Source organism: Streptomyces sp. KR80 (genome assembly GCF_052245555.1).
Classification (GTDB): Bacteria; Actinomycetota; Actinomycetes; order Streptomycetales; family Streptomycetaceae; genus Streptomyces.
On sequence record NZ_JBQQCD010000005.1, the window covers coordinates 263,580 to 287,429 of the forward strand.

Consider the following 23,850-nt stretch of genomic DNA (forward strand, 5'->3'; position numbering starts at 1 on the left):
GCCCGGAGCGCGTCCGTCACGGCTTCTGCGTGCCGGACGTCGGCGGTCAGCCGGATACGGCCTCGACGCAGGCGGTGCGGCGCAGCTCCTCGTAGGCGCGGCGCAGACCGGCGGCCCGCTCGGGGCCGGCGGGCAGCAGCGGCGCCCGTACCGGACCGCCGGGCAGCCCGAGGGTGCCCAGCAGCGCCTTGGCGGTCACCGTCCCGGGCAGCCCATCGCCCATCATCAGCTCCGTCAGCGGGAGTAGGAGCTGGTGGAGACGGGCGGCCTCGCGGTTCGCGCCCCGGTCGTGGGCGTCGAGCACGGCCCGCAGCTCGGGCCCGGCCGCGTTCGCGACCGTGCTGATGAACCCGGCGCCGCCGATCGCGTACAGCGGGAGGTTCAGCTCCTCGCAGCCCGAGTAGTAGGCGAGACCGGTGGCGGCGATCACCTTCGCGCTGCCCATCAGGTCGTACGCGCAGTCCTTCACCCCCATGATGCGCGGGTGTCCGGCCAGCCGGATCAACGTGGCGGGCTCGATCCGGGTGCCGGTCCTGGCCGGGATGTCGTAGAGCATCACCGGCACGCCCACCGCGTCGGCCACGGTCCGGAAGTGCGCCTCGACCGCGTCCTGCGGAGGGCGGCTGTAGTACGGCGTCACGACGATCACCCCGTGCGCCCCGGCGTCCTCGGCGGCCCGGGCCAGCTCGGCGGTGTGCCGGGTGTCGCTCGAGCCCACGCCCGCCGTGATCCGCGCCCGGTCGCCCACGGCCTCGACCACGGCCCGTACGAGCCGGGTCTTCTCGGCGTCGGACGTGGTGGGCGACTCCCCGGTGGTGCCGCTCAGCACCAGGCCGTCGCAACCACCGCTGTGGACCAGGTGGTCGGCCAGCTTCTGCGCACCTTCGAGGTCGAGCGAACCGTCCTCGGTGAACGGTGTGACCATCGCGCAGACGGTACGTCCGAAGGGGCGGGGCGTCGTCGCGATGGGTTCCATGAGTGGCCTTTCGAGGAAGGAGGGGGCAGGACTCACGGCGAGTCCTGCCCCCTCCTCGGCCCGAGCAATACTGAATCCTTCTCGCGGAACCTTGTAGCAGCGCTACGAGATCATGGGCGGATGCGCAGCACCTGCGGGTCGTGGTCGCTCGCCTGGTCGGCGAACTCCGCGTTGATGTGGACGATGTCGTAGTCCGCGCGGCGGATCGCCCGGCTGGTGAGGATGTGGTCCAGGACCTGGGAGTTGCCGTTGAAGACATAGCCGTATCGCTCACCCCGCGGAAGGCGGGTCACCAGGTCGGTCAGGGCGCCGTCCGCGGTGAGCGCGTCGAGGGCGGGGGAGAAGTCGAAGTCGTTGATGTCGCCCGCGACGACGACCTTGGCCTTCGGGTCCAGCGCGAGGAGGGACTTCACCCAGGTGTTCACCGCGGTGGCCTGTGCGGTGCGCTGGGTCTCGGAGGAGCGGGCCGGCGGCTGGAAACGGCTGTCCAGGCCCTGGTCGCCGCCCTTGCTGTTGAAGTGGTTGGCGACGACGAAGACCGACTCGCCGCGGAAGGTGAACCGGGCGGCGAGCGGCTTGCGGCTGTTCTTCCAGGCGGCGTTCGCGGGGTCGATGCGACCGGGGTTGGCGGAGAGGGTGACCTCGCCGCCCGACCGGACCGGGGTCGCGGGGGTCGTGGCGTCGCCGCCTGGGACCTCCTTGAAGGAAACCCGCTCGGGGTTGTAGAGGAAGGCCACGCGGATGTTGCCACCGGGCTGGCCGCCGTCCTGGTCGTCCGCGGGGTCGATCTGTCGCCAGGCGTACGAGGGGCCGCCCGCGGCCGTGATCGCCTCGGTGATCTTCTTGAGCGTGACCTCGGCCGAGACGACCGCGTCGTTGGTGGGGCCGTTGTCGTCCTGCACCTCCTCCAACGTGATGATGTCGGGGGAGGCGAGGTTGGTGACGGCGGCCTCGGCGAGGCGGCGGAACTTGGCGGCGGAGTCCTTGGGGGAGAGGTTCTCCACGTTGTAGGTGGCGATGGACAGTTCGGACGCGGAGTGCTTGCGGGTCTTCTCGCGTTCGGTCCCGCCGTCCTTGAGCGCGCCGAGCGTGGTGGCCTGGAGCTCGTAGCCGCCGAACTGGTCGTAGTCCAGCGGGCCGGCGGTGACCCCGGACAGGCTGTCGCCGACGTTCGCCTGGGGGAAGGGCCGCTCGGCGAAGGGGATGAGAGAGGCGACCTTGACGCGGCCGCCGTTCTGGTCGCGGTAGGAGGCGTAGAGGGTGCCGCCGCGCACCGTGCGGTTCCGGTGCGGCTCGGCCGTCACCCACAGCTCGTGGTGCTCGCTGCTCGCACCGACCACGGGGGCGTCGGTGATCTCGGTCCGCATGCCTTCCAGCGACTCGTAGCGGTCGAGGGCGTAACGGTGCGGGCGGAGCGGCAACGCTTCGATGCTGCCGCCGTCGGCCGCTGCGGAGTAACGATTCGGCACGGTCGAGGAGTTCAGCCGGAAGGCCGCGGGCAGCGCCTTGCCGGAGGAGACGACGGTCCACGTGGGCCGGGTGATCTGGGTGACCGACTGCAGGCCCGCCGACTCCCCGCCGGGGTAGTACTCGGAGACGGTGCCGGACACCAGCACCGCGTCGCCGACCGCCACGTCCGGGGTCTTGCTGCCGGTGAAGACGAAGACGCCCTCGCTCGTCGCCCGGTCCCGGTCGGGGTCCGGGTCCTGGAACCAGAAGCCGCGCGAGGAGCCGAAGGCGCGGATCGCCGTGACGGTGCCCGGCACGTCGGTCACCGGCTTGCCCGCGAGCGGGGATATTCGTGTGCCGCCCTGGATGTCATGGATGCGTACCTCGCCGGCGGATGCGGACGAGGGTGCGGCGAGCAGTCCGGCGGTCACCGCGGCGGCGATCAGGGCACCGAGCGCGACCGGCCTGCGGATGGGAAGAGCGGGCATCAAGATCTCCGGAAGAGGTGAGGGGTCGAGGAGCGCGCGGTCCACGTCGGTCCGAGCGTGCACCGCAGGCGGTCCACGCGGGCTCTCTACGCGCGTCAATCTCGTGGCCCTCCACGGGACTTGTCAAGGGATGGCCGGTGTACGGCGCCCGACGGACTCGTGAACCGGGTGGCATGGGGCGAAATCCGTCTAGGCTTGTGGAGCGCCCGACCCGCGCATCGCGTTCCCGAGGAGAATCCTGCTGATGTCTGGAGACCGTGCCACCATGCCGCCGGTGCGGCTGCCCTCCGACGCCGAGCTGGCCCGGGACGCGCTCGCCGCGCCACTGTTCGCCCGGGCCGTACGCCTGGCCCGCTGGGCCGGTCCGGACACCCCGGTGGGCGTCGGTGGTGAACTGCTCGACGCCGGCCTCCGGCGGGCGGTGGCCCACCTCGGGCTCGACGACGACGAGGACGGCCAGGAGTCCGCGCTTCAGGCCTGGCGGTTCGCCGTCGACACCGGCCTGGTGGACGTGGACGTGGACGTGGACCTGGACATGGTCGAGGACGAGGCCGACGAGGCTGGAGTCGGACCGCAGGATCGGGCCGAGGAGGCGCCGGAACGCGGAGCTCAGGGGCTCGCCTCCGGTGACGCCGCTGGTGACGCCGCCGTGGGGACCGCGGCCCCTGGGGAGGAGTCAGCTCGGGTCACCACGGGGAGCCCTCGGGACGTACTGGAGATCTGGCGGGCCGGGCTGGAGACCGTACTCGACGATGCCGTCGCGCCCGATCTCGCCGATCTCGCCGAGCTGGTCGAGAGCTTGGGCGGGAGCGGCGGCGAGGGCGTCGACGTGCCGGACTGGGACCCCGAGGAGGACGCCGACTTCCTCGACAGCGTGTTGGGCAATCTGTATCTGCTGACCGCCCTTGACGAGGGCTTGGCCGAGAGGGCCGTACCGCTGCCCGCGCTCGCAGCCTCCGTGATCGTCCCCGACGACATGGACGAGCCGACCGACGACGTCCTCGAAGAGGTCTCCGTGGCCATGATGCGGCTCGACGACCAGTTCCGGCTGCTCGCCACGATCGGGCTCGTCGACTACCAACCGGTGGACGAGGCGCTGATCGACGAGCTGGACGAGGAGTCGGCCGAGGAGCCGGACGCGAGCGCCGGATCCGACGGTGCCGCATCGGACCGCGCCGGGCTCGTCCCCGGAGAGGCCGTCGACGAGGGGGACGTCTCGCGCTACGGCATGGTCCGGCTCACGCCGCTGGGCGTGTACGGCGTACGGGCCCGGATGCTCGAAGCCGGAGCCGACGCCCCCGCCGTCGGGGACCTCGCCGACAAGGGCGCCGACGTGCTGCTGGACCGGCTGCCCGGCTATCCGGACGGCATCGCCCAGGCGGAAGCGGAACAGTGGCTGGCCCGACACGAGCCCGCCGACGCCGCTCGCGAACTCCTCGCCGCGGCCCGGGGCGACGACCCCCAGGCCCCCAGGCGCCGCCTCTCCTGCCAGCAGGCCCTCCTGCTCCTCGGACCGGAGGCCGGACCGGCGCTGCGCGAGGTGCTCGACGACCCTCAGCTCGGCGGTCTCGCCCGGGTGGGTCTGGCCGAGCGCGGCTTCACCGACGTACCGCCCCCGTCCCAGGACATGATCTTCTGGCTCACCATCGACACCATCGCGGCCCAGGTCGGGTACGTGGACGACACCACGGAACTGCGGGAGTTGATCGAAGGCGTCGTCGGGCAGCACGGCGGCTTCTTCGACGCGGCCTGGCGGGTGGACCACCCGGCCACCGCCGACGTCCTGGAGGCGATCGGCCGGCTGCACCCGGACAAGAAGCGTGCCAAGGAGGCGCGCAAGGCGGCCTTCAAAGCCCGTTCGAAGCCCGGAGCCTGCGGCTGAGCGGGGCTGAAGGAGCGCTGAGCGGGGTGTAGGGCACGCCGGGCGGGCGCGGGCAGGAGTCCTGCCGACCGGTCGACCGGTGAGCGGTACGTGCGCATCCGGCAATCGGATCTTCAATGTCGCGTCCCGTTCAACCGCCGTTCGGCGGGGCGCGGCACCGTGGTCGCAGCACACCACGGGTACTGATCTGGCTGTCCAGGAGATGAAGATGCCGCTCACCCGCAGAGACTTCGCGAAGCGCTCCGCCTATACCGGCGCGGGCGTCGCTCTCGTCGGCAGTGTCGGAGTGCTGGCCACGGCTCAGGGAGCCATCGGCACGGAGACCGGGGACGACACCGAGGAGGGCGCGGAGCGGGACGACGCCCGGAAGCTCGGCTACGGACCGCTCGTGCCGGACCCGGACGGCATCCTCGCCCTGCCCGAGGGTTTCACGTACCGGATCATCACCCGCAGCGGTGTCACGAAGCTGGAGTCGGGGGAGTTCACGCCGTCCAAGCACGACGGCACGGCCGCTTTCGCGGCTCCGCGCGGGGTGACCCTGCTCGTCAACAACCACGAGCTCAAAGGGCCGCGGTGGAAGTGGAAGCATCCGGTCCCGCTCGCCGACGGTCTCGTCTACGACCCGGCGGCATCCGGCGGCTGCACGGTCGTGGAGGTGCACCGGCACGGTGGCCAGGTGGCGGAATGGGTCGGCATCGCCGGTACGTCGACCAACTGCGCGGGTGGCCGCACCCCGTGGCGCACCTGGCTGACGTGCGAGGAGAACTCCGACCGAGCCGGCGAGAACGGCATGACCAAGGACCACGGCTACGTCTTCGAGGTCGACCCGTACGACCGCCGGGCTAACCGGAACCCGAAGCCGATCAAGGCTTTGGGCCGCTACGACCATGAGGCCGTGGTCGTCGACCCGGAGCGCGGCCACGTGTATCTGACAGAGGACGCCGACGAGCCCAACGGCCTGTTCTACCGCTGGGTTCCGCCGCGCGGCTTCAAACACGGCCGAGGGCAGCTGCGCAGGCTCGCCGACGACGCGGGAGAGCTCCAGGCGTCGAAGTGCTACGACTCGGGCGGCCGGTTCGTCGATGACCTCTCGAGGGCGACGAAGACCGGGACGGTCTACGGCGTGGACTGGGTGGAGGTGCCGGACCGGGATGCCCAGAAGGTGCCGGTGCGCGAGCAGTTCGACGTCGGCGAGATCACCCGCGCCCGCAAGCTTGAGGGCATGTGGTGGGCGGACGGCGGCGCGTACATCGTGTCCTCGTACGCCCGCGAGGAGGACAGTCCCGGCAAGCCGCACGACGGCCAGGTGTGGTTCTACAACCCTCGCCGCCGCACGCTCACCCTCAAGGTGCTGCTCGGCGTCAACCCCGACCCGTCGAAGGACGGCCCCCTCGACGGTCCGGACAACATCACCGTGTCCCCGTACGGCGGGTTGATTCTCGCGGAGGACGGCGAGGGCATCCAACACCTCTTCGGTGCGACGGACGACGGCCGGACCTATCCGATCGCCCGCAACGAAGTCAACATCGGCACCGCGGCGGAGCCGGAGTTCAGCGAGTTCGCCGGGGTGGTGTTCGCACCGGACGGGCGGACGCTGTACGCCAGCATCCAGGACCCCGGCATCATGCTGGCGATCACGGGCCCGTGGCGGCGCCAGCGGTGACGAGGAGTCAGCCGATCGGCGCGCGGTGCGGCCGGTGGGCGCACCCCTGGGGGCACCCCCAGCGGTAGCTGGGGGAGGTTAGTCCCCCCGGGGCTTAACGGCCCGGGTGGTACCCCCAGGGGAGGCTCCGGCCGCCCGAGCGCTTCTCGGCCCTCGTACGGGCGTCTCCGGCTCCTGCCCAGGTGACTTCAGAGCGCCTGGCTGCCCGGTTTGACCATCCCGCGCACTGTGCGTGAGTCGACGTACTCGCCCAGGGCCGTCATCTCCCACTCGCCGGAGAACTGGCGGATCATTTTGCACATCATGACGCCCGTACGCGGCTCGGCGTTGGTCAGGTCGAAGCGGACGAGCTCCTGGCCGGTCCCGGCGTCGAGCAGTCGGCAGTACGCCTTGGCCACCTCGGTGAAGCGCTGTCCCGAGAACGAGTTCACGGTGAAGACGAGACCGGTGACGTTCGGGGGCAGGTCGCCCAGGTGGACGGTGATGGCCTCGTCGTCGCCCGCGCCCTCGCCGGTGAGGTTGTCTCCGGAGTGCTGGATGACGCCGCCCAGGATGGCGAGCTTGCCGAAGTAGCAGGCGTCGATCTTCTTGCGGTCGGGGCCGTAGGCGATGACGGACGCGTCGAGGTCGATGTCCTTGCTGCGGTAGGCGGGCTCCCAGCCGAGGCCCATCTTCACGGAGGTGAGGAACGGGCGGCCGCCCTTGACGAGGGAGACGGTCTGGTTCTTCTGGAGGTTGACCCGGCCCTTGTCGAGATTGATCTTCCCGGCTCCGGCTCCGGCTCCGGCGGCGGGAGCGGGCGCGGCGGGAGCCGCTGCGGGTTGCGGGGGAGCGGCAGGCTGTGGGGGAGTGGCAGGTTGGGCGGCGGGCTGCGCCGGCTGGGGAGGCGCGGCGGGCTCGTCGACGGTGACGCCGAAGTCGGTCGCGATGCCGGCCAGCCCGTTCGCATACCCCTGCCCGACCGCGCGCGCCTTCCACGCCCCGCCTCGCCGGTACACCTCCACGATGATCAGCGCCGTCTCGCTGCCCAGTTGCGGTGGGGTGAACGTGGCGAGCGCCGTGCTGTCGTCGGCGTTGCGGATGGTCGCGGTCGGCTCGATGCCGGAGAAGGTCTGGCCCGGCGCGTCCGGGCTCGCGGTGACCACGATCTTCTCGATGTCGGCGGGCACACTGCCGGTGTCCACAATGATCGCGTCGGGGGCTGCGCCGCCCCCGGACCGGTAGCTGACACCGGGGCCTGACGGCTGGTTGTAGAAGATGAAGTCGTCGTCGGAGCGCACCTTGCCGCTCTCGGTGAGCAGCAGACCCGACACGTCGAGCCGCACCGGAGCGCTGACGTCCACGACCACGCGCGGGACGGAGAGTGGGATATTCGAGCCAGGCGTCATAGCGGTCATGCCCGGGCTAACGAACGACCGCGCTTTACGGTTCCATTACACAGCCCGTCCAAACCCGTCCGCTCCCGAGTGCGTCAACCCGGCCAGATAGACGTCGACCGGCTGTGTCCGGCCGGGCAGCGGGTCGGCGCGGTCCCACCACGCGATCGCGGTGATCTCGGGGTTCGGGGTGAACTCGCGTGGTGTGGACGTCTCGCCCGCGTACAGGGCGCCGTAGGCTATCCGTCGCTCCGCTCCCAGCGCGAATCTGCCGCAGCCGATGAACCGGAGCCCGTCGGCGGTCTGCCCCGACTCCTCGCGCAGCTCTCGGACCGCCGCTTCTCGCGGTGTCTCGCCCGGCTCGATGCCGCCGCCGGGCAGTTCCCAGCACTGGCGGCCGCGCTCGTGCACCATGAGCAGCTGGTCGCCCTGCCAGAGTGCGACGACGGAGAAGAGCAGCGCGACACCGTCGAAGCGACCGCCCTCGGCCGCGCGGCGGAAGTCGTACAGCGCCAGCCCGCGGTGGTCCGTGACCAGTGGTTCTGCTGCGTCGGTCATGGCCGGACTCTACGGAAGCCGACGTCAGGTGCTCAATGAGGCGGTCAGTGGGGCCAGATGGGTGGGTTGGTGCAGAAGTGGCCGCCGAGGTGGGCGTGGTCGGGGTTCGCGGGATCCAGCTCCCCTTGCTCGGCGAGGAGCTTCTCCGCATACGGCTCCGAGTCGTCCTGCGGCTCGTAGCCCAGGGCCCGCGCGGTCGAGAGGTCCCACCACAGCCGGGTGTTGGCCGAGCTGCCATAGACGACGGTGTGCCCCACGTTCTCGGCGGTGAGCGCCGCGTGCAGCAGCCGGGCGCCGTCGTCGGGGCTCATCCAGACCGACAGCATCCGGACGGACGTCGGCTCGGGGAAGCAGGAGCCGATGCGGATGGAGACCGTCTCGAGGCCGTGCAAGTCCCAGTAGAGGGAGGCGAGGTCCTCGCCGAAGCACTTGGAGAGGCCGTAGAGGGTGTCGGGCCGGCGCGGGGTGTCGACCGGGATCAGGGGGTCGCCGGGCTCGGGGCGCGGGGTGAAGCCGACCGTGTGATTGCTGGAGGCGAAGACGATCCGGCGCACGCCCTCGGCGCGCGCCGCCTCGTAGAGGTTGTACGTCCCCTGGATGTTGGAGTGCAGGATCTTGTCGAAGGTCGATTCCAGGGAGATGCCGGCGAGATGGATGATCGCATCGACCCCCCGCACTGCCTCGCGCAGCGCCTCCGTGTCGGCCAGGTCCGCGATGATCGCATCGGGCTCGCCCGCGACCGGTACGAGGTCCAGCAGCCGCAGTTCATAGCCGTAGCCGGGGAGTCGCTCCCGCATCAGGGTGCCGACGCCGCCTGCGGCGCCGGTGAGCAGGACGGTGCGGGGAGCGGGCATGGCGGTCTCCTCGGAGGTGAACTCATGCGGTGAATTCATGCTAGGCGGCGGTGAACCCATGCTCGGATGTGATTCATATGCATGGACAAGCTAGGGAGCTGGTGGATCTCCGTCAAGGGGCCTCCCGCGTGCCTCCCGCGCCCTCGGTTCCACACCCCTGAGAAGCGGTGTGCTCCCTTGACCGGCCACGCGGCGCTGCCCTAGCGTGGTGATGTTCAGAAATATAGACGACGATCAGAAACGTGCACAAGGGATCCGGCGGCGTGCCGAAACAGACTCAGGAGAGCCCGTGACCTCAGCCTCACTCGCCCCTGGCTCCCCTTCGCTTCGCTGGGGGCACCCCCATCGTCGCGAGGGGCTCCAGCGCCTCGACGGGCTGTTGTTCTTCCCCGTGACCGCCTTCGGGCCCGACGGCGCACCAGACGTCGAGGCCTTCCGCACCCACATCCGGCAGGGCATCGAGGCGGGCGCCGCCGCCGTCTTCGCATGCTGCGGCACCGGCGAGTTCCACGCACTCGACCCCGAGGAGTTCCGGATCTGCGTCGCGGCCGCGGTCGAAGAGGCCGCTGGTCGCGTACCCGTGATCGCCGGCGCCGGATACGGCACCGCGCTCGCCATCCGGTATGCGCGGATCGCCGAAGCGGCGGGCGTGGATGGACTGCTGGCCATGCCGCCGTACCTTGTGGTCCCCGATCAGGAGGGCCTGTTGCAGCACTACGCCGCCCTCGCGAACGCCACCTCCCTCGACCTGATCGTCTATCAGCGCGACAACGTCGTCTTCGAACCCCGCACGGTCGTGGGACTGGCCCGCATCCCGCGGATCATCGGTCTCAAGGACGGCCACGGCGATCTCGATCTGATGCAGCGCATCATCAGCGCCGTCCGCACCGAACTGCCAGACCGGGACTTCCTCTACTTCAACGGTCTGCCCACCGCCGAACTCACCGGCCTCGCCTACCGCGGCATCGGCGTACGGCTCTACTCCTCCGCCGTCTTCTGCTTCGCCCCCGAGATCGCCCTCGCCTTCCATCAGGCCCTGCTCTCCGGGGACGACCGAACGGTGGACAAGCTCCTCGACGGCTTCTACCGGCCGCTCGTCGAGCTGCGCAATCAGGGCCGTGGCTATGCCGTCTCGCTGGTGAAGGCAGGGGTCCGGCTCCGTGGCCTCGACGTCGGCGAAGTGCGTCCGCCGCTCACCGAGCCGAGCCCCGCCCATGTCAAGGAACTCGCCGAGTTGATCGAGCGCGGCATGGCGCTCCTGTCCGCCACCTGACGCCCTGAGGAGCCGCTGTGCCCGCCCCCGGCCCCGCCCCCGACCCAACGGCCCCCCGCACGTCAGACCCCGCGCCGACGGGCCCCCGCAGGTCAGCCCTCGGCATGCGGGCCTCCGCCTTCCTCTACCCCTGGGACGTCGTCGGCGACCCCCAGGCGGCCTCCCGCGTCGCCGGACTCGGCGTGCAACAGGTCACCCTCGCCTCCGCCTACCACTCCACCCGCGCCCTGACCCCGCGCCACCCCCGGCACCGCATCGTCACCGCCGAGCACGCCGCCGTGCTGTACCCGCCGGACCACGAGCACTGGGCGGCCCGGGCCCTGCGCCCGTACGAGCAGACCTGGACGGCCGGGCCCGATCCGTACGGCGCGGCCGCCGCAGCGCTCACCGACGCAGGCCTCGAGGTCCACTCCTGGGTGGTCCTGGCCCACAACTCCCGCCTCGGCGCCGAGCATCCGGACATCGCCGTGCGCAACGCCTACGGCGACCGCTACCCCTGGGCACCGTGCATCGCCCGCCCTGAAGTGCGGGAGTACGTCGTCTCCCTGGCGGCGGAAGCGGCCGTACGACCCGGCACGCGCGGCACCGAGCTGGAGTCCTGCGGCTGGTACGGCCTAGCCCACCTCCACGCCCACGACAAGACCGCCGGGGTCCGGCTCGGCGGCGCGGGGCAGTACTTGATGTCGCTCTGCTTCTGCGGGGTGTGTCAGGACGGCTACGCCGGCGCGGGTGCCGACCCCGACGAACTGCGGCCGACCGTCCTGCGGGCCATGGCGCCGCTGTGGGCCGGGGACTCGGGGCCGGGGCCGGGAGACCGCGCGGGCGAATGGGCGGAAGTGGAGAAGCTGCTCGGCGCTGACCTGGCCGCCGCCACGCGCGTGTGGCGCCGCCGTGTGGCGCAGGACCTCCAGCAGGCGGCGGTCGCGGCGGTACGGGGGGCGGCCGGGCCGGAGTTCAGGGTCCTGCTGCACGCCGACCCGGGCGTCCACCGCTGCGGAGCCAACGTCGGCGTGGACCCGGCGGGCCTGCTGGCCCACGCGGACGGTGCCGTACTGCCCTGCACCGGTTCGGAGGCCGAACGGGCCGCCGTACTGGCTCCGTTCGCCGCACACCGCACCGACCGCACCACTCTGGCGGCCAACTTCACCATCGTCTCCGGCATGGGCGGCAGCCCGCGGACGCTGGCCGCCGACGCCGCGCACGCCCGCGCGCTCGGGGCCACCGAACTCCGGCTCTACCACGCCGGACTGGCCTCGGACGCCGACCTCGCCGCGGTCCGGTCCGCCCTGACCGCCGGGCCGGGCGCCCCCTGAGCGCGCGGGTCGGGCGGTGACGAGCCAGCCCGCCCGGCCCGCGCTTCGCCAGGGCGGCGGTTGCCGGCGGGCACGCTCAGTGGGACGGCGGCGTGATCCGTCAGAGTCGGCGGGTGGCGAGGGTCAGCCGGTCGCGGGCGTCGAACAGCGCATCCTTGATCATCTGCTCGTGTCCGGGTGTCAGCCGGGCCACAGGCACCGAGCAGCTGATCGCGTCCCGCGCCGGGGTGCGGTACGGGATCGCCACCCCGAAGCAGCGTAGCCCGAGCGTGTTCTCCTCGCGGTCCACCGCATAGCCCTGCTCGCGGACGACGTGCAGCTCCTCGATCAGCTGCTCGCGATCGGTGATCGTGTGCTCGGTCAGCGCGCTCAGCGTCTCGGGGAGCAGCTTGCGCACCTGCTCGTCGGAGTAGGTGGCCAGCAGGGCCTTGCCCAGTGACGTGGAGTGGGCGGGAAGGCGGCGGCCGACCCGTGTGAAGGGGCGCAGATAGTGCTGTGACTGCCGGGTGGCGAGGTAGACGACATTGGTGCCGTCGAGGCGGGCGAGGTGAATGGTTTCGGTGGTGTCGTCCGAGAGCCGGTCCAGTGTGGGCCGGGCGGCGGCCACGACCTCGTCACCGTCGATGTAGGAGGTGCCGACCAGCAGCGCGCGGACGCCGATGCCGTACCGGGTGCCGGTCGCGTCCGTCTCGACCCAGCCCAGATCCACGAGTGTGCGCAGCAGCATGTAAAGGCTCGACTTGGGATAGCCGACAGCTTCCTGGACGGCGGCGAGGCTGTGCATGCCGGGTCGCCCGGCGAAGAACTCGAGCAACTCCACTGTGCGCACAGCGGACTTCACCTGGGCCCCGCCCTCCCCGAGCCCGCGCCCGGAGGCCTCCGCATTCGCAGCCGACATCGCCCTTGACCCTTTCGTTCGACCGGAAATAGAGTCCCGGCAGTATTCATCAACAGGGACAGTGTTCAGCATATCGAACAGCGCCCCGTATGCGGCAAGCTGGAGGATGCTCGGTGGCAGCACCAGTCTGGAGTGTGGACCCCCGAACCGGGAAGCAGCGGGAGCAGGTTGCCGCCGAAGCGACGGCCGACGAGGTCGACCGGACGGTGCGGGCCGCGCACGCCGCACGCGAATCCCTCGCGGACCGCACCGTGCGCGCGGCCTTCCTCCGTACCGCCGCCGACCTGCTCGAGGAGGCCGGTGAGCAGGTGGTCGAGGCCGCCGACGCGGAGACCGCCCTCGGGCCCGGCCGGCTGACCGGGGAGCTGGCCCGTACGACCTACCAGCTCCGCTCCTTCGCCGACATCGTCGACCAGGGGGCGTTCCTCGACATCCTCATCGACCACGCGGACCCGGACGCCGGGCCCGTGCCGCGTCCCGACCTGCGCCGCTACAAGGTGCCGCTCGGCGTCGTCGCGGTCTACTCCGCCAGCAATTTCCCGCTCGCCTTCTCCGTCCCCGGCGGTGACACCGCCAGCGCGCTCGCCGCGGGCTGTCCGTTGGTCGTCAAGGCGCACCCGGACCACCCCGCCACCTCCGAGCTGTGCGCCGCCGTGCTGCGCCGGGCGGCCGCGCGGCACGGTCTGCCCGAGGACGTGGTGGGACTGGTGCACGGCTTCGAGGCAGGAGTGGCGCTGGTGCAGCACCCGCTCATCGCGGCGGCCGGATTCACCGGCTCGGTACGCGGCGGGCGGGCGCTCTTCGACGCGGCTGCCGCCCGCCCCACACCCATCCCCTTCCACGGTGAGCTCGGCAGCCTCAATCCCGTCGTGATCACCGAAGCCGCGGCGAGCGAGCGCGCCGAACAGATCGGGACGGGCCTGGCCGGGTCCGTCACCCTTGGAGTCGGGCAGTTCTGCGTCAAGCCCGGGCTCGTGCTCGCCCCCGTGGGTGACCCGGGGGACCGCCTGCTGAAGTCGCTGACCAGTGCCGTCAGTGAGACGGCGGCCGGCGTGCTGCTCGACTCACGGATGCGGGAGGCCTTCGTCGCCGGCGTGCGGGCCCGGGCGGCCCTGCCCGAGGTGGAGAGCCCGGTCACCCCCGGCGAGAGCGGGGAACACGCTGTCAGCGCGGGCTTCCTCGTCGTCCCGGCGGCGCGGCTCGCCGACGGCGGCGATCACGGACTGCTGATGGAGGAGTGCTTCGGGCCTGTCACCGTCGTCGCACGGTACGCGGACCCGGCCGAGGTCTCCGCGGTGCTCGGCACCCTGCCCGGCAACCTCACCGCCACCGTCCACCTCGGCGAGGACGAAGCCGCCGAGAGCGACGGCCCGGCGGCCGCGCTGCTGGCCGAACTCACCCCCCTCGCAGGCCGGGTGCTGGTCAACGGCTGGCCCACCGGTGTCGCCGTCGCGCCCGCCCAGCACCACGGAGGTCCGTATCCGGCCACCACCTCGACGTCGACGTCGGTGGGCGGGACCGCCATTGAGCGCTGGCTGCGACCGGTGGTCTTCCAGGGCACTCCCGCGGCCCTGCTGCCACCGGAACTGCGGGACGACAATCCGTACGGGCTGCCGCGCCGGGTGAACGGCCGGCCGGAAGCCTGACCGGCCGCAGCCCAGCGCGGGCGGTGGCGCTTCCCGGATGCCTGAGGACACCTGAACGCCGGCCCTGAGCCCGGAACCTGATCGCCAGGCCCTGTACGGCCGTTCACACGTGCGTGTCGCAGCAGGTGTCCCGCCGCAGCTGCCGTCCCACCTCCAGCCACTCGCCCGTAGTGCGGTCGGCGCGCCGCGAAGCCGCTGCTCCGGCGAAGGCTCGCACCAGGCGGTCCTGGTCGTACGGCACTCCGCCGCGCACCACCGACACCGTCCGGACGAGCGAGTCGAAGTCGGTGAACGGATCGCCGTCCACGAGCGTCAGGTCGGCGAACTTGCCGACCTCCGCGGTCCCGAGATCCCGGTCCGCGCCGAACGCCACCGCCGGGAGCACGGTCGCCGTGCGCAACGCCTGGGCCGGCGACAGCCCGTGGCGGTGCAGGGCGCGCAGCCCCAGGTGCAGGGCGAGGCCCACCGGCACGAGCGGCGCGTCCGTACCCAGCGCGACCACCCCGCCGCCCGACAGCACCCGCCGGTACACGTCCATCTCCCGACCGAGCGTGGCGAGCTGCGCCGGGCTCGGCGGCTGCGCGGCCTGTTGCCGCACCAGTGCGACGTCCCAGGGCGGCATCAGAGCGCTGACTCGCGGGTCCTCGGCGAGATCCGGATCGGCCCCTAGCAGAACCATCGCCGTGAAGGGCGTGGCGACCAGCCGGAAGTCGGTGCCCGTGTAGATCTCCTGCACGTCCTGGTACGCCCGCCCGGTCGTGGAGGTGGCGTGCCCGTACTCCAGACGCTGCGTGGCCTGCAGATGAGTGGTGAGGTCCTGCCCGAGCTGGACGCCGGGGGAGCACAGATGGCCGCCGGCGCGGACCCCGAGCCGCTCGTGCGCGAACCGCGCGGCCTGCTCCATCACCCATCCAGGAGCGCGCACGTACGTCTTGACGAAGTCCCAGTCGAGCGCCGCGGCCCGGTCCAGCGAGCGGCGCAGCCCGTCACGGGTGCGGTGCGCCCTGCCCATGCTGTACGCGACGCGCGCCCCGTCCAGCAGCTCTCCCGAGGTCAGCAGCCGAGGCCCGGCCAGCGCCCCGGCCGCGACGGCCTCACGGATCCGGGCCTGCTCGTAGGCGAAGCCGCCGAGCGAGACCGCCGTGGTGATCCCGTACGCCAGCTGCGTCACCGTCTGCCGACCGCCGTACGTGTACTGCCACGGGTGGGTGTGGGCGTCCCACAGGCCGGGGAGGACCGTCCGCCGGGACGCGTCGACACGGTGCACCGCGGGTCGCCGCGCGCGGTGCGGCTCGACGGCGGCGATCCGTCCGCCCCGCACCACCACGTCGACGTCCTCGCGCACCCGCTCCCCGGTGCCGTCCCACAGCCTTCCGGCGTGCACCACGGTGTCGGCGGGCGCCGGCCGTCGGTAGTCGAGCGGAACACGGATGGTGCGCGCAGAGCCGGAGTGCACATCGAGCAGCCGCAGCCGGCCCCCCGACAGGTACAGGAGGACGCGGGAGTCGCCGGACCACGACGGGTGGTCGGCGGCTTCGTCGGTCAGCCGCCGCGGCTCGCCGTCGGGTGTCCCGTCGGGCCGTACGGGAAGCAGCCACAGCGCGGATTCGCAGATCAGCGCCATGTGCCGGCCGTCGGGGGACCACACGGGCCCGGAGTCGTAGCGGTCGGAGAGCGAGGCGTGCGGGGCGATGGCGTGCAGCCGGGCGGCGCCGCTGCCGGCGTCGACCACCCGGATGAGGTTGTAGCCCTCACGGAACCGCTGATTGAGCCGGTTGCGATCGCACAGGGCGAGGAAGCGGCCGTCCGGTGACCAGCTCGGTCTGCCGGGGAGCCCGCCGGCGCTCAGGGGCGGCGCGAGCACGCGCTCCGTACCGGAAGCGAGATCCCGGACCAGCAGGTTCCCTGCCATGTCCAGGCAGGCGAGGCGGGTGCCGTCCGGGGAGAGCGCCGGGTGGACCCGGCCGCCGGAGGCGAGCACGGTCTCCGCACCGGAGCCGAGGTCGTGCCGGCGTACCGCGTACAGGCCGTCGCGGTCGTCGGCGTACACCAGCGCGCGCCCGTCGCGGGTCCACACCGGTCCGAGGACGTACCGCGTGGGATCCGCCCGGACGACCCTGCGCGGCCGCCCGCCCGATATGCCCGCCACCCATACGGCGTTGAGGGCGGCGAACGCCACTTGCCGTCCGTCGGGGGACAGCGCGGGCAGGTGCACTCCGCGCACCGGGCGGACCCCGCCGCCGTCGAAGTCGTAGGACTTGACGCGATAGCGGGGCCGGTCGACCGGCATCGTGGCGGTGAACGGGATCTCCCGGCCGTCGTCCGGCGCCTCGGGCCGCACCAGAACGTACCGGCCGTCCACCGACAGCAGCAGTTCGTCGCGAGAGGTCCAGCGGGGCGGTACGGCCAGGACGTCGCCGTCCACGGTGACCGGCTCGCCGTCCACGACCAGGGTGCAGGACCCGTCGGGAGAAGCCGTGGTCCGCAGGTAGGCCAGCCGCCCGTCGGCCGAGACCGCCGGTGCCATCACCTGGGCCGGTGCCGGTGCGGACTCGGTGTGTACCACCGCCACCGGTCCCGTGCCGTCGGCCCGTACGGAGGCGATGGTCCGCGCGTCCAGCCCGGTCTGGGCGACGCGGCCGCGGACGAACAGCAGGCGTTCACCGTCCGGCGACCAGGTCGGGTCGAAGTCCTCCCAGGGGCCGTCCTGTAACGGACCGCTCTGTCCCGGGAGTCCGGTGATACGGGTCAATCCGCCGCTCGCCAGATTCAGCACCCACACGCGATAGGGGCTGCCCGCCACCGGGTCGCCGCCCCGCTCTGAGGCGAAGGCGATCCGGGTGCCGTCCGGAGACCAGGAGGGGCCGCGGTCGTCCCACGGGCCGTCGGTGCGCTGCTGGAGGCCGGAACCGTCCGGGCGCAGCGTCCAGATGTGGAAGCCGCCCCCGCGGTAGGCGCAGATCGCGATGAGCTTCCCGTCGGGTGAGAAGACGGGCCGGGTGGGCTCGAGACCGGGCGGGGTGAGCGGGGTGGCCCGGCCACCTTCCGGCGGGATCGACCACAGGACGCTCTGCACCTCGGCGATCAGGTGGTCGCGGGCCGGGGAGAGCGTGGCGGAGCCGTTGGTGGCGGCGGTGAACGAGAGGGACGACGTGATTGAGGAAGTGGGTGAGGAGGTGAGGGGTGTGGCGGCGGCCGCGGCCTCCGCGGTGAGGCCGACTGCGGCGGCTGTTCCCGCGGTGGCTTGGAGAAAGCGCCTCCGGGAGAGCGCCCCGTCAGAAGTGTCTGCGGTGTCCAACGGCCCTCCTGAGGCACGGTATTGGTGCACGGTCAGGTGTTGCGCTCGGCCGTGATCGTCGCATGCCGGTCCCGTCCGCGGTCAACACCATTTCGCCGCGGGCGGCTCCGCTGCGCGGGCGACCGAAGCCGACGACCGCCGGCACCGCCCGCCGCCGGAGGCCGCTATTGCGATGGACCGGAAGATCGACGGGGCCCATATTGGGGAGGTATGGAGAAGAGCCTCGCGGAAGCCGAGTTCGCGCCCCGGACCACCTATCTCAACACTGCCCAGAGCGGTCTGCTCCCCGCGCGGTCCCTGACCGCCCTGCGCGCCGCGCTCGACGACATGGCCGCCGGCGAGCCGTACGAGGGAGCCTTCGAGGCGGTGGAGGTGTCGCGGGCCACCTACGCCCGCCTCGTGGGTGTGCCCGTCACCCGGGTCGCGGCCGGTGCCTCGGTCGCCGTGTACGCCGGGCTGATCGCCGCCTCGCTGCCCTCCGGGGCGGAAGTCCTCGTCGCCGACGGCGACTTCAGCTCCCTCGTCAACCCGTTCGCCGTCCGCCGCGATCTCACCTTCCGCAGTGCGCCGCTCGACGGCCTGGCCGACGCCGTACGCCCCGGCACCGACCTCGTCGCGGTCAGCGCCGTGCAGTCGGCCGACGGCCGGATCGCCGACCTCGCGGCCATCCGGGCCGCGGCCCGCGCCCACGGCGCCCGGACGTTCGTCGACGCCTCCCAGGCGGCGGGCTGGCTGCCGCTGAGCGCGCAGGACTTCGACTACACCGCGGCCGTCGGCTTCAAGTGGCTGATGGGTGCGAAGGGCGTCGCGTTCCTCACCGTGCCCGAGGATCTCGACGCGCTGACCCCGCTGTTCGCCGGCTGGGTCGCGGGCGAGGAGCCCTGGGAGAGCACCTACGGCCCCGTCAAGCAGCTCGCCCGCTCCGCGCGTCGCTTCGACGAGAGCCCCAACCTCCTCTCGTATGTCGCCGCCCAGCACTCCCTGGCGCTCGTCGAGGAGCTCGGTCCCGAGACGATCCAGGCCCACGACGCGGCGCTCGCCGACCGGTTCCGCGCGGGCATGTCCGGGCTGGGGTACGAGCCGGTGCCGGCGCCCGGATCGGCGATCGTCTCGGTCCCGGGCCTCGGCCATGCCGCTGATCGCCTGGCCCAGGCCGGCATCAGCGTCTCCGTCCGGGCGGGCCGACTGCGCGCCGCCTTCCACCTCTACAACACCGCCGCCGACGTCGACCGGCTGCTCGACGCGCTGTCCGGCGCCGAGGCATGACGTACGTACCCCTGACCTACGCCTGATGTACGGGAGCCCCGCCCGGCGTGGGGATACCACAGCCGGGCGGGGCTCCCGTACATACGGAGGGCTATCGCCTCACTTCACTGGCGTGAAGTCACGCGCCCCGATGAACTCCGGACGCCGGATCGGCGCGGCGAAGGGCTCCACCGCCGCGTTCTCCACGCTGTTGAAGACGATGAAGACATTGCTGCGCGGGTAGGGCGTGATGTTGTCGCCCGAGCCGTGCATGCAGTTGCAGTCGAACCAGGTCGCCGACCCGGCCTTGCCGGTGAACAGCTTGATGCCGTGCCGTTCCGCGAGGTTCGTCAGCGCCTCGTCCGACGGGGTGCCCGCGTCCTGCATCTTGAGCGACTGCTTGTAGTTGTCCTTCGGCGTGGCCCCGGCGCAGCCGAGGAAAGTCCGGTGCGAACCCGGCATGATCATCAATCCGCCGTTGGTGTCGTAGTTCTCGGTCAGCGCGATCGAGACGGACACCGTCCGCATGTTGGGCAGACCGTCCTCGGCGTGCCAGGTCTCGAAGTCCGAGTGCCAGTAGAAGCCGGAGGCTCCGAAGCCCGGCTTGACGTTGATCCGGCTCTGGTGGACGTACACGTCCGAGCCCAGGATCTGGCGGGCCCGGCCCACGACGCGCGGGTCGTGGACCAGCTCGGCGAAAACCTCGCTGATCTTGTGCACCTCGAACACCGACCGCACGTCCTGCGACTTCGGCTCGATGATCGAGCGCTCGTCGGCGCGGATCTGCGGGTCGGCGATCAGCCGTTCCAGCTCGGCCCGGTAAGTCACCACCTCGTCGGGGCTGATCAGCTGCTCGACCGTGAGAAACCCGTCACGGTCGAAGTCACGCAGCTCCGAGGGCTGGATGGGGCCCGATGCCCCCGGCTCCGACCAGACGACCGGATCCAGACGTGGTGTGATCACCTCGCTGGTACCGCGCGTCGGGTAGAGATCCGCCGTTCGCTCGGGTGCGGTGGTCATGGTGGTGCTCCTTCTCCTCTCGTACGGCCCTGTCGTGCGCCCCCCTTGGTGGTTCAGCTCCCCGCAGGCTCGGCGGGCTCGGTGAGCAGCGGGTACACACCGTTCTCGTCGTGGTCTTCGCGGCCGGTGACGGGCGGGTTGAAGACGCAGACGCAGCGGAAGTCGGTCTTCGGGCGCAGGGTGTGCCGCTCGTGCCCGTCCAGGAGGTACATCGTGCCGGGAGTGATCCAGTGCTTCTCGCCGGTCTCGTCGTTGCTGAGCTCGGCCTCGCCCTCCACGCAGAGCACGGCCTCGACGTGGTTGGCGTACCACATCGAGGTCTCCGTGCCCGCGTAGAGGATGGTCTCGTGGAGCGAGAAGCCCACCTTCTCTTTGGCGAGGATGATGCGCTTGCTCTCCCACGTCCCGGACTGGGACTTCACATGTCGGTCGGTGCCCTCGATGTCCTGGAAGGATCGGACGATCACGGTGTCGGTGCCTTTCTTCTCTACGGTCGGGGGTGCGGTCGCAGCGCCTGATGTGAGGGCCGTCAGGCCGTCTCGCGCACCGCCCGGGCGAGGGTCCGGAGCCCCTCGTCCAGCTCCTCCGGGGTCACGGTCAGCGGCGGCAGCAGCTTCACCACCTCGCTCTCCGGGCCCGAGGTCTCGATCAGCAGCCCCAGCTCGAAGGCGCGGGAGGCGATGTCCGAGGCGCGGGACTTGTCGGCGAACTCCACGCCCCAGGCGAGACCGCGGCCCCGGTACTGGCCGCCGAGCTGCGGGTGCTCCTCGACGATCGTGCGCAGTGCCTCTTCGACCTGCTCGCCGCGGGCGATGGTCTGCTTCTCGGTCTGGCTGTCCATCCAGTACGTGTCCAACGTGGCCGCGGCGGTGACGAAGGCCGGGTTGTTGCCCCGGAAGGTGCCGTTGTGCTCGCCCGGCTCCCAGATGTCCAGCTCGGGCTTGAAGAGGGTGAGCGACATCGGCATGCCGTAGCCGCTGATGGACTTCGACAGCGTCACGATGTCCGGGGTGATGCCCGCCTCCTCGAAGGAGAAGAAGGCGCCGGTGCGACCGCAGCCCATCTGGATGTCGTCGACGATCAGCAGCATGTCGCGGCGCTGGCACAGATCGGCCAGTGCGCGCAGCCACTCCGGGCGGGCGACGTTGATGCCGCCCTCGCCCTGGACGGTTTCGACGATCACGGCGGCCGGCTGGTTGAGGCCGGAGCCCTGGTCCTCCAGCAGCCGCTCGAACCAGAGGAAGTCCGGGACGACGCCGTCGAAGTAGTTGTCGAAGGGCATCGGGGTGCCGTGCACCAGCGGGATGCCCGCACCGGCCCGCTTCATCGAGTTGCCGGTGACGGCGAGCGCGCCCAGCGACATGCCGTGGAAGGCGTTGGTGAAGCTGACGATCGACTCGCGGCCCTTGACCTTGCGGGCCAGCTTCAGTGCCGCCTCGACGGCGTTGGTGCCCGTGGGGCCCGGGAACATGACCTTGTACGGCAGGTCGCGAGGCCGCAGGATCGTGTTCTGGAAGGACTCCAGGAAGGCCCGTTTGGCCGTGGTGCCCATGTCGAGCCCATGGGTGACGCCGTCGCGCTCGATGTAGTCGATCAGCGCCCGTTTCAGCACCGGGTTGTTGTGGCCGTAGTTCAGGGCTCCGGCCCCGGCGAAGAAGTCGAGGTAGGTATGGCCGTCCTCGTCGTACATGTAGCTGCCCTGTGCTCGGTCGAAGACGGCCGGCCAGCCACGGCAGTAGCTGCGCACCTCCGACTCGAGGGTCTCGAAGACGCTCAGGGCGGGCGGGGTGATGGTCACAGCATGCTCCTGGGAGAGATGTGAGGGGGGAAACAACGAAGTTCGTGGGGCAGACGTCAGCGGGGTGCGGCCGCGTCCGCGAGTGGACCGATCCGGTACAGGACCTCCGGCTGGTGTCCGCCGTCGGGGAAGAGCCCGCCGTCGAACAGCACGTCACGGTCCACGGCGGCGCCGTGCCGTTCGGCGAACGAGGTGAAGAGCCGGTTGGATGCGGTGTTGTCGGGCGTGATGGTGGTCTCCACCCGGCGCACGCCCAGCCGTTCGGTGACCCGGGCGGCCAGTCCGTCGAGGAGCGCACCGGCCAGACCTCGGCCGCGCTGCCCGTGATCGACGGCGACCTGCCAGACGACCAGTGTCTCGGGGCGCTCGGGGCGTATGTAGCCGGTCACAAAGCCGACCGGCTCACCCCGTCCGTCCCGGGCCACCACCGAGGTGCCGGCGAAGTCACGACACCACAGCAGGTAGCTGTACGAGGAGTTGAGGTCGAGCACCTTCGAGTCGCGCGCGATGCGCCAGATCGCGGCCCCGTCCTCGACTCGAGGGGTGTCGAGTTCCAGCCCCTCCGGCATTTCAAGGAATTCTCTGGAGGTGCCTGCCAGGTCTGCTCGTGCGGCGCTCATGTAAATTCAATTTACCCAGGGAAAATTGAAATCGCATCTCGGGAAGGGGTTACGGATCCGGCGTCGATGTGTTATCACGCGCGGGTGCGCGCGCACGCGGATGGCGGTTGATATGCGAAGTTTGCTCCGGACATATGGTGAAAATGCCGCCGGATGTGGAGTCCGTCACACGTCTGTAACCGTGGCGAGACGAGGGTCTGAATTGCCGTGTTCGGCCTGACGAAACTTTGGCGTTTGAGCTCGAGAAACCGGGGAAGAAGAAACCATAAATCTATGCTCAGCGCAAAGTGGGAATTCGCCCGCAAAAGATATCGTGGACCATGTCGAGGCGAATGCCCGCGATAGCCTGGGCGGGGACCGGTGCAGCGAAGGTGTCCCGGCTCGTACAGTGCGTGGCATGAGCGAGAGCGCGGTGCTGCACATCAAGGGGCGGGTTCTGGTCGGCCCGGAAGAGGTCCGTGACGAACTGTGGGTCGTGGACGGCAGGATCTCTTACGCGCGGCCGGCGGATGCGCGCGATGTGACGACGGTGTCCGGCTGGGTGCTTCCCGGCCTCGTCGACGCACACTGCCACGTCGGGCTCGACGCCAACGGCGCGGTCGACGACTCCACGACCGAGAAGCAGGCCCTGACCGAGCGGGACGCGGGCGCACTGCTGCTCCGCGACGCCGGGTCGCCCTCGGACACCCGCTGGATCGACGACCGGGAGGACCTGCCGCGGATCATCCGCGCGGGCCGCCACATCGCCCGTACCAAGCGCTACATCCGCAACTACGCCTACGAGATCGAGCCCGAGGACCTGGTCGCGTACGTGGCGCAGGAGGCGCGGGTGGGCGACGGCTGGGTCAAGCTCGTGGGCGACTGGATCGACCGCGGGACCGGGGACCTCGCCGCCTGCTGGCCGCGCGGTGCGGTCCAGGCGGCGATCGACGAAGCGCACCGGTTGGGCGCCCGCGTCACCGCCCACTGCTTCGCGGAGGAGACGTTGGCCCCGCTGGTGGAGGCGGGCATCGACTGCATCGAGCACGCCACCGGGCTGACCGAGGAGACCATTCCGCTGTTCGCGGAGCGCGGGGTCGCGATCGTCCCGACCCTCGTCAACATCGCGACGTTTCCCCGGCTCGCGGACGGCGCCGAGGCCAGGTACCCGCTCTGGGCGGGCCATATGCGACGGCTGCACGCCCGCCGTTACGACACCGTGCGTGCCGCGTACGACGCCGGGATCCCGATCTACGCGGGCACGGACGCGGGCGGCTCGCTCGCGCACGGACTCGTCGGGTCGGAGGTCCAGGAGCTCGTCAAGGCCGGTATCCCGCCCGTCGTGGCGCTGTCCGCCACGACATGGGGAGCCAGGGAGTGGCTGGGGCGGCCGGGGCTCACCGAGGGCGCGTCGGCGGACCTGGTGGTCTACGAGACGGATCCCCGCGCGGACGTACGGGTGCTGACCGCGCCACGGCGGGTGGTTCTGCGCGGCCGCGTCCACGGCTGACCGC

At 71.3% G+C, this 23,850-nt stretch carries 18 protein-coding genes; 7 read left to right on the forward strand and 11 right to left on the reverse strand.

All coding sequences use genetic code 11. The annotated features are described in order from the left end of the window. Window positions 1–46: 46 nt before the first annotated feature. Window positions 47–976, reverse strand: coding sequence for a 4-hydroxy-tetrahydrodipicolinate synthase (gene dapA / locus ACTWQI_RS10740; protein WP_443269644.1), 930 nt, complete (start codon window positions 974–976; stop codon window positions 47–49). 110 nt (window positions 977–1,086) lie between these two features. Continuing rightward, a complete protein-coding gene (locus ACTWQI_RS10745; RefSeq protein ID WP_443269554.1) occupies window positions 1,087–2,913 on the reverse strand; it encodes an endonuclease/exonuclease/phosphatase family protein in 1,827 nt (608 codons plus the stop codon). A 244-nt stretch (window positions 2,914–3,157) separates the two neighbouring features. Here ACTWQI_RS10745 and ACTWQI_RS10750 point away from each other — a divergent pair, with 244 nt between their 5' ends. Beyond that, entirely contained in the window at window positions 3,158–4,795 is a 1,638-nt protein-coding gene (locus ACTWQI_RS10750) for a hypothetical protein (protein WP_443269555.1), read from the forward strand. A gap of 208 nt (window positions 4,796–5,003) precedes the next feature. After that, entirely contained in the window at window positions 5,004–6,458 is a 1,455-nt protein-coding gene (locus ACTWQI_RS10755) for an alkaline phosphatase PhoX (RefSeq protein WP_443269556.1), read from the forward strand. 188 nt (window positions 6,459–6,646) lie between these two features. On the opposite strand, the gene ACTWQI_RS10760 is transcribed toward ACTWQI_RS10755, so the two are convergent. Genes ACTWQI_RS10760 through ACTWQI_RS10770 form a run of 3 tightly spaced genes read right to left on the reverse strand, consistent with a single transcriptional unit; the run spans window position 6,647 to window position 9,246 of the window. Further along, the gene (locus tag ACTWQI_RS10760; RefSeq protein ID WP_443269645.1) at window positions 6,647–7,846 is read right to left on the reverse strand and encodes a TerD family protein; all 1,200 of its coding nucleotides are present in this window, start codon (window positions 7,844–7,846) and stop codon (window positions 6,647–6,649) included. Between the two features lie 45 nt (window positions 7,847–7,891). Beyond that, window positions 7,892–8,392, reverse strand: a complete 501-nt coding sequence (locus tag ACTWQI_RS10765; protein WP_443269557.1) for an NUDIX domain-containing protein — start codon at window positions 8,390–8,392, stop codon at window positions 7,892–7,894. Between the two features lie 44 nt (window positions 8,393–8,436). Next, complete coding sequence (locus ACTWQI_RS10770) at window positions 8,437–9,246, reverse strand: NAD-dependent epimerase/dehydratase family protein (RefSeq protein ID WP_443269646.1); 810 nt, start codon at window positions 9,244–9,246, stop codon at window positions 8,437–8,439. 376 nt (window positions 9,247–9,622) lie between these two features. Between ACTWQI_RS10770 and ACTWQI_RS10775 the strand changes: the two genes are divergently transcribed. Further along, window positions 9,623–10,519 (forward strand): 5-dehydro-4-deoxyglucarate dehydratase, encoded by an 897-nt coding sequence (locus ACTWQI_RS10775; RefSeq protein ID WP_443269647.1) that lies wholly within the window; start codon window positions 9,623–9,625, stop codon window positions 10,517–10,519. Window positions 10,520–10,623: 104 nt separating this feature from the next. Next, a complete protein-coding gene (locus ACTWQI_RS10780) occupies window positions 10,624–11,832 on the forward strand; it encodes a hypothetical protein (protein ID WP_443269558.1) in 1,209 nt (402 codons plus the stop codon). A 100-nt stretch (window positions 11,833–11,932) separates the two neighbouring features. Here the strand turns inward: ACTWQI_RS10780 and ACTWQI_RS10785 are convergent, their stop codons facing one another. Then, complete coding sequence (locus tag ACTWQI_RS10785) at window positions 11,933–12,730, reverse strand: IclR family transcriptional regulator (protein ID WP_443269559.1); 798 nt, start codon at window positions 12,728–12,730, stop codon at window positions 11,933–11,935. 113 nt (window positions 12,731–12,843) lie between these two features. On the opposite strand from ACTWQI_RS10785, the gene ACTWQI_RS10790 reads away from it, so the two are divergent. Next, window positions 12,844–14,376 (forward strand): aldehyde dehydrogenase (NADP(+)), encoded by a 1,533-nt coding sequence (locus ACTWQI_RS10790; RefSeq protein ID WP_443269560.1) that lies wholly within the window; start codon window positions 12,844–12,846, stop codon window positions 14,374–14,376. A 103-nt stretch (window positions 14,377–14,479) separates the two neighbouring features. Here the strand turns inward: ACTWQI_RS10790 and ACTWQI_RS10795 are convergent, their stop codons facing one another. Next, complete coding sequence (locus tag ACTWQI_RS10795; protein ID WP_443269561.1) at window positions 14,480–17,674, reverse strand: amidohydrolase family protein; 3,195 nt, start codon at window positions 17,672–17,674, stop codon at window positions 14,480–14,482. 210 nt (window positions 17,675–17,884) lie between these two features. On the opposite strand from ACTWQI_RS10795, the gene ACTWQI_RS10800 reads away from it, so the two are divergent. Then, on the forward strand, window positions 17,885–18,940 hold the full coding sequence (locus ACTWQI_RS10800) for an aminotransferase class V-fold PLP-dependent enzyme (protein ID WP_443269562.1): 1,056 nt from the start codon (window positions 17,885–17,887) through the stop codon (window positions 18,938–18,940). A 99-nt stretch (window positions 18,941–19,039) separates the two neighbouring features. Here the strand turns inward: ACTWQI_RS10800 and thpD are convergent, their stop codons facing one another. The 4 genes from thpD to ectA form a co-directional block, all read right to left on the reverse strand. Then, window positions 19,040–19,939 (reverse strand): ectoine hydroxylase, encoded by a 900-nt coding sequence (gene thpD, locus ACTWQI_RS10805; RefSeq protein ID WP_443269563.1) that lies wholly within the window; start codon window positions 19,937–19,939, stop codon window positions 19,040–19,042. A 53-nt stretch (window positions 19,940–19,992) separates the two neighbouring features. Beyond that, on the reverse strand, window positions 19,993–20,406 hold the full coding sequence (locus tag ACTWQI_RS10810; protein ID WP_443269564.1) for an ectoine synthase: 414 nt from the start codon (window positions 20,404–20,406) through the stop codon (window positions 19,993–19,995). Between the two features lie 62 nt (window positions 20,407–20,468). After that, on the reverse strand, window positions 20,469–21,737 hold the full coding sequence (gene ectB / locus ACTWQI_RS10815; RefSeq protein WP_443269565.1) for a diaminobutyrate--2-oxoglutarate transaminase: 1,269 nt from the start codon (window positions 21,735–21,737) through the stop codon (window positions 20,469–20,471). Window positions 21,738–21,793: 56 nt separating this feature from the next. After that, window positions 21,794–22,357, reverse strand: a complete 564-nt coding sequence (gene ectA, locus ACTWQI_RS10820) for a diaminobutyrate acetyltransferase (RefSeq protein WP_443269566.1) — start codon at window positions 22,355–22,357, stop codon at window positions 21,794–21,796. 397 nt (window positions 22,358–22,754) lie between these two features. Here ectA and ACTWQI_RS10825 point away from each other — a divergent pair, with 397 nt between their 5' ends. Continuing rightward, window positions 22,755–23,846, forward strand: a complete 1,092-nt coding sequence (locus tag ACTWQI_RS10825; protein ID WP_443269567.1) for an amidohydrolase family protein — start codon at window positions 22,755–22,757, stop codon at window positions 23,844–23,846. Window positions 23,847–23,850 lie beyond the last annotated feature (4 nt).